At 42.1% G+C, this 8,737-nt stretch carries 11 protein-coding genes; all 11 read left to right on the top strand.

Features of this window, described 5'->3' with window-relative positions:
- The first annotated feature begins 26 nt into the window (after positions 1 to 26).
- Positions 27 to 452, top strand: a complete 426-nt coding sequence (locus tag A7K91_RS13680; protein ID WP_245697502.1) for a GNAT family N-acetyltransferase — start codon at positions 27 to 29, stop codon at positions 450 to 452.
- Positions 453 to 603: 151 nt separating this feature from the next.
- Complete coding sequence (locus A7K91_RS13685) at positions 604 to 1,086, top strand: M24 family metallopeptidase (protein ID WP_245697505.1); 483 nt, start codon at positions 604 to 606, stop codon at positions 1,084 to 1,086.
- A 77-nt stretch (positions 1,087 to 1,163) separates the two neighbouring features.
- A complete protein-coding gene (locus A7K91_RS13690) occupies positions 1,164 to 1,706 on the top strand; it encodes a GNAT family N-acetyltransferase (RefSeq protein WP_068683614.1) in 543 nt (180 codons plus the stop codon).
- A 273-nt stretch (positions 1,707 to 1,979) separates the two neighbouring features.
- On the top strand, positions 1,980 to 2,978 hold the full coding sequence (locus tag A7K91_RS13695) for a phosphotransferase (RefSeq protein WP_068683616.1): 999 nt from the start codon (positions 1,980 to 1,982) through the stop codon (positions 2,976 to 2,978).
- Positions 2,979 to 3,028: 50 nt separating this feature from the next.
- Positions 3,029 to 3,559: an orotate phosphoribosyltransferase gene (pyrE, locus tag A7K91_RS13700; RefSeq protein WP_068683618.1), complete on the top strand. Its 531-nt coding sequence runs from the start codon at positions 3,029 to 3,031 to the stop codon at positions 3,557 to 3,559.
- A 61-nt stretch (positions 3,560 to 3,620) separates the two neighbouring features.
- Positions 3,621 to 4,661 (top strand): hypothetical protein, encoded by a 1,041-nt coding sequence (locus tag A7K91_RS13705; protein ID WP_068683621.1) that lies wholly within the window; start codon positions 3,621 to 3,623, stop codon positions 4,659 to 4,661.
- Between the two features lie 204 nt (positions 4,662 to 4,865).
- Positions 4,866 to 5,375: a P-loop NTPase family protein gene (locus tag A7K91_RS13710; protein ID WP_068683623.1), complete on the top strand. Its 510-nt coding sequence runs from the start codon at positions 4,866 to 4,868 to the stop codon at positions 5,373 to 5,375.
- A gap of 80 nt (positions 5,376 to 5,455) precedes the next feature.
- Positions 5,456 to 5,926: a GNAT family N-acetyltransferase gene (locus A7K91_RS13715; RefSeq protein WP_068683624.1), complete on the top strand. Its 471-nt coding sequence runs from the start codon at positions 5,456 to 5,458 to the stop codon at positions 5,924 to 5,926.
- 27 nt (positions 5,927 to 5,953) lie between these two features.
- Positions 5,954 to 6,544, top strand: a complete 591-nt coding sequence (locus tag A7K91_RS13720) for a zinc dependent phospholipase C family protein (protein ID WP_245697503.1) — start codon at positions 5,954 to 5,956, stop codon at positions 6,542 to 6,544.
- Positions 6,545 to 6,675: 131 nt separating this feature from the next.
- Complete coding sequence (locus tag A7K91_RS13725; protein ID WP_068683628.1) at positions 6,676 to 7,809, top strand: serine hydrolase domain-containing protein; 1,134 nt, start codon at positions 6,676 to 6,678, stop codon at positions 7,807 to 7,809.
- Between the two features lie 149 nt (positions 7,810 to 7,958).
- The gene (locus tag A7K91_RS13730; protein WP_068683630.1) at positions 7,959 to 8,432 is read left to right on the top strand and encodes an NUDIX hydrolase; all 474 of its coding nucleotides are present in this window, start codon (positions 7,959 to 7,961) and stop codon (positions 8,430 to 8,432) included.
- The last annotated feature ends 305 nt before the right edge of the window (positions 8,433 to 8,737 follow it).

Below are 8,737 nucleotides of genomic sequence, written 5' to 3' on the forward strand. Positions count from 1 at the left end.
ACCGCTGAAACTCAGAAGAGTAGGAGGTGAATGATTGTCTGATCAACCTAAAAAGTTATCCAAACCAATCTCAGGTAAAAGAGCTGCTGGCATGTTGTATGTGGCCGGATGAAGAGAAGATTGCACAAGAGCTGAGTGCATATTTGGAAGATGATTCGAGGAGTCTTTTGGGAGAAGTCATTGACCATACTTTAGTGGGTCTGATGGGGATAACTCGGATTTCAAATGAAAAGGTTATTTTGAAACATATCGCTGTCAAAGAAGAATATCGGAATAAAGGGATCGGGAAAAAAATGCTGCAAGCCTATATCGCCAATCAAAGGATCAGCCTTCTGGAAGCTGAAACAGACTTGGAAGCAGTTGATTTTTATAGAAGGATAGGCTTTCAAATCTCAAGCTTAGGCGAGAAGTATAAAGGGGTCGAAAGATTTAAATGTCAGTATACAAAATGAGTAGCAAGGGATGTGTCGATATGGATGTACAAGAGATTGCCACACGAGCATGCCAGGAATCTAAAAACTTTTTAGTTCCTGGTATATCTGAAAAGGCTTTTTCGAATAAATGTGAAGAAATGCCTTAGGAGCAGAGGACTTGTGGTATCCTATGCTGGTTAATTTTAATACCAACTCTATTTATTGCACGCGAGGCGCTCATTTGCCCTCGGATGAGGTTATCCTGAAGGTTTCAGATATTGTGCTTGTTGATTTTAGTCCGAGGCTAAAGGGAAAATGGGGAGATTACTCTGAAACCGTTGTTATTGGGGCTGATGAAAGGTTCACAAAGCTGGTTGAGGATGCAAAGCATATATTTGAACAAATATATAGCTATGCTGAAAATTGTAAAACGGTGGGAGAACTGTTTCACTATTGTAACGGGCTAATCCAGCAAAGCGACTATCATTTGCTTGATCCATACGGAAATATCGGGCATACCATAGAGGACTATGACAATCATGATAAACGGATATTTATTAGTCCGGAAAATGCTAATGTACCATTAAAGGGGAGAAAATGGGCAATAGAGCCGCACATAGGTCTTGGAAAATTTGGAGCCAAATTTGAGAACGTAGTGACTTGCTCTTATTAAGCTTAAAATTCTGAATAACATCCGCCGAGTTAACAGCTTTAACGGATAATGATAGAAGCAGAAAGGACATACGAGGAATGATAACTCTTAAATATTTTGGACCAGATGATTTTGATCAGCTTATAGAATGGAGTGGAGATGCTGAATTTTTGCTTCAGTGGGCAGGGCCGCAATTTCAGTATCCACTTTCCAAGGAGCAATTGTCCCTTTATCTGGATGCAGCAAATGACAAAAATACATCCAATAAGTTTATCTATAAAGCGGTCGACGAAGCTCTTAATGAAACAGTAGGACATATTTCCTTAGGCGGTATAGACAGATATAATCGTTCAGGCCGTATTGGCAAGGTTCTTGTTGGCCGACCCTATCAGGGCAAGGGCTACGGAAAGCAAATGATAAACGAAGTGTTAAAAATAGGTTTTGATGATCTGAATTTGCACAAGATCAGTTTGGGTGTATTTGATTTTAACCTCTCGGCTATCCGCTGTTATGAAAAATCAGGCTTCGTGAAAGAAGGGCTCATCAGGGATGCCAGAAGATGCGGGAATACCTATTGGAATTTGTTCGAAATGGGCATTTTGGAAGATGAATGGAAGAGAATGCAGGCAACGGGATTGTAGTTTAAGCAGCACAGTCGCAATTGCGGTCATTGATGACCGTTAGAGACTGAATTAGCTGTATTTCCCTAATGTAGCGGTCACCGATGTCCTTTAAAGCTCCAAAATGGCTCATAAAAGCGAGTTTGTGAGGAGTGACGGACGCAAATGTCCTTTACAAATTGCGATTCCGCAAAAAGAAGCTCCTAAAGGACAGAAATGTCCGTAGGCCTGAAAAGCGTACCGGATGACTTGATTAAATGGATTAGAACAAAAACGTAGAAGAGGGTCAGTCCTATGAATGATTCATACAATCTGCAATTTGAAAAATTATGCGATTCGTTAGAGCTTGGGGTATTGCTTAAAGCGCCAGAGGCAATATCAGGCGGTTTGCTGCACAGGATGTTTGCGATTGAAACTTCAACGGGCAAATACGCGGTGAAAGCACTGAATCCGCAAATTATGGCGAGGCCAACTGCCTTTGATAATTATATCCAATCAGAAAAAATCGCTGCTATTGCAGCTAGCCATGTGCCTGTTCAACTAGCAATAATCGATAAAGGAGTTTTTTTACATCATATTGACGGTCAATATTATATGGTTTTTGACTGGATCGAAGGGTGTAGTTTGCAGCCAAAAGAGATTACACGGGCTCATTGCAAAGAAATGGGATGTATTCTTGCTGAAATGCATAAAACGGATTTTTCCAAGCTAGAGAAAAGCCACGTGATTTCTAATGCAATAGAAGAGATTGATTGGCGTAGCTATTTAAATAAAGGAGCAGAGAGCCGTTCAGTATGGTTAAACCCATTATGTGAGAACGTAGATCAGCTGTATGAATGGAATAGCCGGGCTAAAAGGTCTTTTGAAATATTGGCAGAGGAACGAATTTTCAGCCATAGAGACCTGGAGCCGAAAAACGTAATGTGGAAGCAAGGAAGCCCAATACTCATTGATTGGGAGTCTGCCGGAGAGATAAACCCAAAACACGATATGATTGAAACAGCGATTTATTGGTCCATAAATGAATTTGGCAAAATCGAAAAAGACAAGTTTTTAGCTTTTGTTGATGGTTATCAAGAACGATATGGGAAGATCCATGCAAACTGGAAAACAGCTCTGGAGCTTGGTTATTGGAGTAAGCTAGAGTGGCTGGAATATAGCCTTAAGCGGTCATTACGGATTGAATGCGCAGATGAAAAGGAGCAGGAACTGGGTACACAGCAGGTCGCAGGCACCCTAAAAGCACTTATAGATTATGAGGGAATGGTGTCTGAAATAGTGGGTTGGCTGTAGTAGTTGTTACTCAATAAAAAGGAGTAAACAAAAAAAGCGGAGGTATTCCAATGAAACAGTTAGCAAAAGAGATTTATAATGTATCCCATTTAACTGGTGAATTTCTGTTGCGCTCTGGAAAAGTTTCAACCGAATATTTTGACAAGTATCTTTTTGAGTCTCAGCCTCAATTGTTGTCCCTAATAGCAGAGGAGCTTGCAAAGTTGATACCGCCTGGCACGGAGGTGCTTGCAGGACTTGAATTAGGGGGAGTGCCGATTGCAACGGCTTTATCGTTAAAATCAAATATTCCGGTTGCTTTTGTAAGAAAAAAGGCAAAAGAATATGGTACCTGTAAGTTGGCTGAAGGAATAGATGTAAAAGGCAAGAGGGTTTGCATCATTGAAGATGTGGTGACAACTGGCGGACAGGTTATTTTGAGCGCAAAGGATTTAAGAGATGCGGGAGCTATCGTAACGGATGTAATGATTGTGATAGAGAGAAACATAGAAGGAAGATTAAGACTGGAGGAGGAAGGGCTGAATCTGCACTCTTTATTCAAAATGGAGGATTTGCTTAAAGCAGCAGCAGGAAAAATTTGACCAAGCCGTATGGGTTTAAAGTCATATTGCCTTCTAACAAACTTTTTTTGGGGGGGCTACAGTGGGAAAACTTGTGAGTACCTTTCTTATTGGTTTGTTGCTGGTTTGTTCCGGTTGTACCACACAAAAGGATCAAGTAGCAAGGGATCAGACGGAGAGTTTTTTTGAAAGTGAACCTGCCAGTGTACCTGAGCCTTTTGTTGAACATTCTGTCTCAACCTCTTCAGATGGCAAATACCGCATTGAATCGTATGGAGTCATAAAAGATGTAACGGCAGGAGGGTTATATCCAGCAGAAGGTATACGTTTAGTAGATATCACAGCTGATAAGGAATTATGGACGATGACTCCCGGATATTATAAACAATCTTTCGTCTGGTCTCCCGATAATCGATATGTAGCCGTATACATTGAAACAAGAACATCCGGATCTACCTTTGTTGTTGATACCCAAACTATGCTGAGCAATCATTTGCCCTATGTGGATGAGGTTATTGAATTGGCGGGCTTGAAGGAAGCGCGAGATGAAAATCGTACCGATGCTTACTTTAATGTTCTGAATTGGGTGAACGAGGATCAACTCAGTATATCGTTTTTGTGGAATGGAATAGATGGCTATGAGGGTAAATATACGTTTGATGTAAAAAAAGATAAGTTCCTGATTGTTTCAATTGTTTCTGCGAATTCAATAGAGAATAAGTTTATAACTGACTTTACGACTTGGAATGATAAAGAGTTGTTTGCTTTTCTTGAGGAAGTGCAGGAGCATGTAAGAAATATTCCGAAAGTGACAGATTCCATAGAGGAGGTCATTAAGGATTATAGTATTTATTTCTCTCAGCAACTGAGCGAAAAAATTGTACAATCACTCTACAATCAAGAAGGAGAGCAATGGGCAATTCCGAACAGTGATGGCGGGTACATCTTTTTTGTTCCTGGCCGTTCAACTAAAAGTGAGGTTGTCATTAAATATGAGAAGGATTTTATCACAATACGTGAAAGCTATGAAGCCGAGGTCACCATGTATAAAGCCGTTGAATATAAGATAGAATACGACGACAAAAAACCAATCATTACAGAATGGATTCAAATCATTGAATGAGCTGCTGTATCAACACATGAATGGCCTATTTCAACCCTGCTCCAAAAGGAAAAGAGTGCAATTGTGTGAATTATATCTCACTTAGTTCTCCGATTACGGCGAAAAAAGATCCGTGTCGCAGACGATCAAATGGCATAGTTGTCATCCACGAGCGCACTAGGCCCTCGGTTTCGCCGGGGGCTTTCATTTTAGGGGGAGAGACCAATGGCAAAAATCTTTATCGTTGGAAGCGTAGCTAGCGGAAAAACTACGCTTGCGAAAAATCTTTCACAAAAATGGAATATTCCCTGGTATGAGCTGGATCAAGTTGTACACAATCGGCAGGTTACCGTGCAAACAAAACGTACGGATGAGGAGCAGCGGGCTATTATAAAGGAAATTGATGAAAAATACCGCATGTGGATTTTTGAAGGAACGGACAGAAAGTCGTATCAGTGCTTGTATGAAATGGCCGATACCATACTGTACCTTGACCCGCCATTGTGGATACGCAAAAAAAGAATCGTCACCCGGTTTTTAAAGCAGCTCTTGAAGCTTGAAAAATCGCATTACAAGCCGGACTTTCAAATGCTTAAACTAATGTTTCAATGGACAAAGGATTTTGAGAAAAGCCGTCAAGAAAGTGAAAAGAAACTGGAGGCCTATAAAACCAAATTAATCAGGATAAGGAATCAAAAATCATTGCAGTATGTACTGAATTCTATCACCTTATAACAGGAGAGCATTATGATCAAAATTATAGATATCCGCAATCATGCGGAGTTGATGGATGAAGCGGTTCAGATGGTGAGCTTGTGATTCGTACGTTTACAATGGAGGACTTGGATTATATCATTGAAGCTCATGTTCGGATTTATCATCTTGAATATCAATTCGATGAATCTTTTAATCGGTTTATAACCGATGCCGTCTATTCTTTCAGAGAGAATATGAATGGTCTAAACGAAATGGTTTTTATTCTGGAGCTGGAGGGAAGGCCCAAAGGGAGCATTGGAATTACCAGGTTAAACGACGATACAGCTCAATTACGGTGGTTTCTTCTGGAAAAGGAGGCGCGTGGCCGGGGCTGGGGAAGAAAATTAATTGAAGAAGCATTGAGGTTTGCCGAAGCAAAGCAATACAAAACGATATCATTATGGACCAATCAGAGGTTAACCGCAGCAAGGAGTCTGTATAAACGGCATGGCTTTAGCATAGTTGAAAGCAAGGTCGAAATCCTATCAAATCAGGAAATGATCGAGGAGCGCTGGGAACATCAAATTTGAGGTGAATGTACGATGGGATCGAGAATCATGCATCTGCTTATTGGCAATAACATTGCGGAACGATTAAAAATAGAGGACCGAACATCATTTTTGCTAGGGAGTATTGCACCTGACGCGGTTCATTCAAAGGATTCCTCCCATTTTTTTAAGGGAGAACATCGGGATTTTACAAGGTATATCGATTATTATGGTTTTTTTGAAAAATATAAGGCCTGCCCGGATCAGTTGTATGTACTTGGTTACTTTGTCCATTTAATTGCTGATGATCTGTGGCTAAAGGGGTTTTATATTCCCTGGTTAAAAAATAGAATGGATAATGATAGCGAGTTATATGCCTTATACCACAACGATTTTAGGCTGCTGAATGGGAAGCTTCTTGAACATTATGGAAGTGCCGATAAATTGAGATCATTGATTTCTGCCCCCTGCAAAGTCACGGATTTGGACGAGGTGAAGTCAACCAATGTCACTGATCTGGTTTCCCACGTATTGGGAGATATGGACTATGATAAAAAGGATTTAGATACTGCTCTTCGGGTATTTCATTTTATTCAAATTGAAGGTTATATCGAAACGGCAGTAAATATGGGGGTTATGCACTTAGAGAGCTTGGGGTAAATAGAAATAAGGCATTATAGGCAACTGATGGTGTTGGATACAAGTTGCGTCGGGAGACAGTAGTCAATGTAAACTATTGGTCGTATAGTAAGTTTAGGAGCAGAGTTGATTACATAGTAGGAGGAGCAAAAATGGACTTTAAACCGCTTGCTTCATTTATTGACCGTATCACGTCCTGGAGGATTCCGTGGGCAGAGGTAGTGGTTATGCATCGAAATGAGACTGTTTTCCGGTATCGCAATGGTTTTGCGGATTTGGAGGAGAAAACGCCCATTAGTGACAATGCAATCTTTAATCTGTATTCCATGACCAAAATTATGACTTGTGTTGCCGGGCTACAATTGGTGGAGAAAGGGCATATGCTGCTTGGCGATAATTTATGTGATTATTTGCCTGAGTTTGCCGAGATGACGGTAAGGAAAACGCTGCCTAACGGAGAGGTCAGGCTGGAAAAAGCAACAAAGGCTATTACAGTCAGGGATTTGTTTACAATGACAGCCGGATTTTCCTATGACATCGGCACGCCAATCCTTCAAGAAGCTATCAAAAACTCAAACGGCACCCTCTCGACGCGCGATTGCGTGAAAGCACTTGCGAAGGAGCCGCTTTTGTTCGAACCTGGCACGCATTGGCATTACAGCATGTGTCATGATGTGCTGGGAGCTTTGGTTGAGGAGGTTAGCGGCAAACGCTTTAGCGCTTATCTCCAGGAGAATATCATCGGCCCGCTCGGCATGAAGGATACGGCATTTGATTTGAATGATGAGCAGCAGACCCGTATGGTTCCACAATATACGTATGATGAAGAACATGACAAAACCATTCGGACGGATGGCAATGGATTCCGCTTTAGTACGGAGCTGGAGAGCGGCGGCGCTGGTTTGATGTCCACGGTGAGCGACTATGTGCTGTTCCTGAATGCGCTGACACAACGCGGCACTAGCCCGGAGGGCGTGCGTATTTTGTCACCGGCTTCTGTGGAGCTGATGCGAACAGATCACTTGAACACTTCGACTCGCGCCGATTGTAACTGGGATCATATGCAGGGATACGGTTATGGCTTGGGCGTCCGCACTCATGTCTCCAGAGCGGAAAGCGGCTCGCTAAGTCCGCATGGTGAGTTTGGCTGGAGCGGCCTCGCGGGATGCTTGGGCATTATTGACCCTGACTCGGAGCTTACTGTTATGTATGCGCAGCATTTGTTGAACAGCCAGGAGTCTTATGTTCAAAGACGCTTGCGGAATATCGTGTACGGCTGCCTGTAAGGGTAGGACAAAGCCTTATATAACCAAAGAGCCTTTTAAGGACAGCAAGTGTCATAAAGGCTCTTTTCTTTTTTTGGGACAAGTTTTAGGGATAAGGAGTGAGCTTGGGGTAGCATGTGTATGGCAGATTTGCATAGGGAGGAAAAGATATGGATGAATATATGAAAGAGCTGAGGGAGCTGGTTGGGAGCCGTCCCGTTTTGATGTGTGGCGCCAGTGTTATTCTCTATAATGCCGCGGGTGAAGTATTAATGATGCACAGGACAGATAACGATAGCTGGTGTTTTCCGGGAGGCGCTCTTGAGCTTGGCGAAAAAGTCGAGGAAGCAGCAGCTAGAGAAGCTTTAGAAGAAACAGGATTAACGGTTGATCAGTTGAGGCTGTTTGGCGTTTTTTCGGGAAAAGAGATGTACTATAAATACCCTAACGGGGATGAAGTATACAATGTGGACGTTGTTTTTGCGAGCCATTGTTATCACGGCGAGATCAGGGTGAATGACGAGGGGCGAGAAATCCGTTTTTTTGCAATCAACGAGTTGCCCGAGAACATAAGTCCCCCGGTGTTACCGGTAATTGAAGATGTAAGGAAGAGGAAAGAGGAGTTTTATAGTGCTGCTGAATAAACCTGGGAATGGGGGGCATGAAGCAAAAGGTGGATCTTGGGGCATGCTAGCGAGATTTTGAACGATATTTCACACAAATTATTGTAATCCCTATTGTAAATATTGCCATGTTGTATGAAAAAACGCACAAAAACATAGGTTTGTTGAGCCGAAAACAGCATTTTATACGATCTGTCGTACAAAATGCTCAGTCCACCCCGCTTGTCCCCAGCTTTTGTATGATGAATCGTTACTACTCAGGTACCACTGCAAAGGAAAAGCTATTTTTGCCTACCTGAATAAGGGATTGAAGGATTCCAAGTCCC

The organism is Paenibacillus oryzae (genome assembly GCF_001675045.1).
Classification (GTDB): domain Bacteria; phylum Bacillota; class Bacilli; order Paenibacillales; family Paenibacillaceae; genus Pristimantibacillus; species Pristimantibacillus oryzae.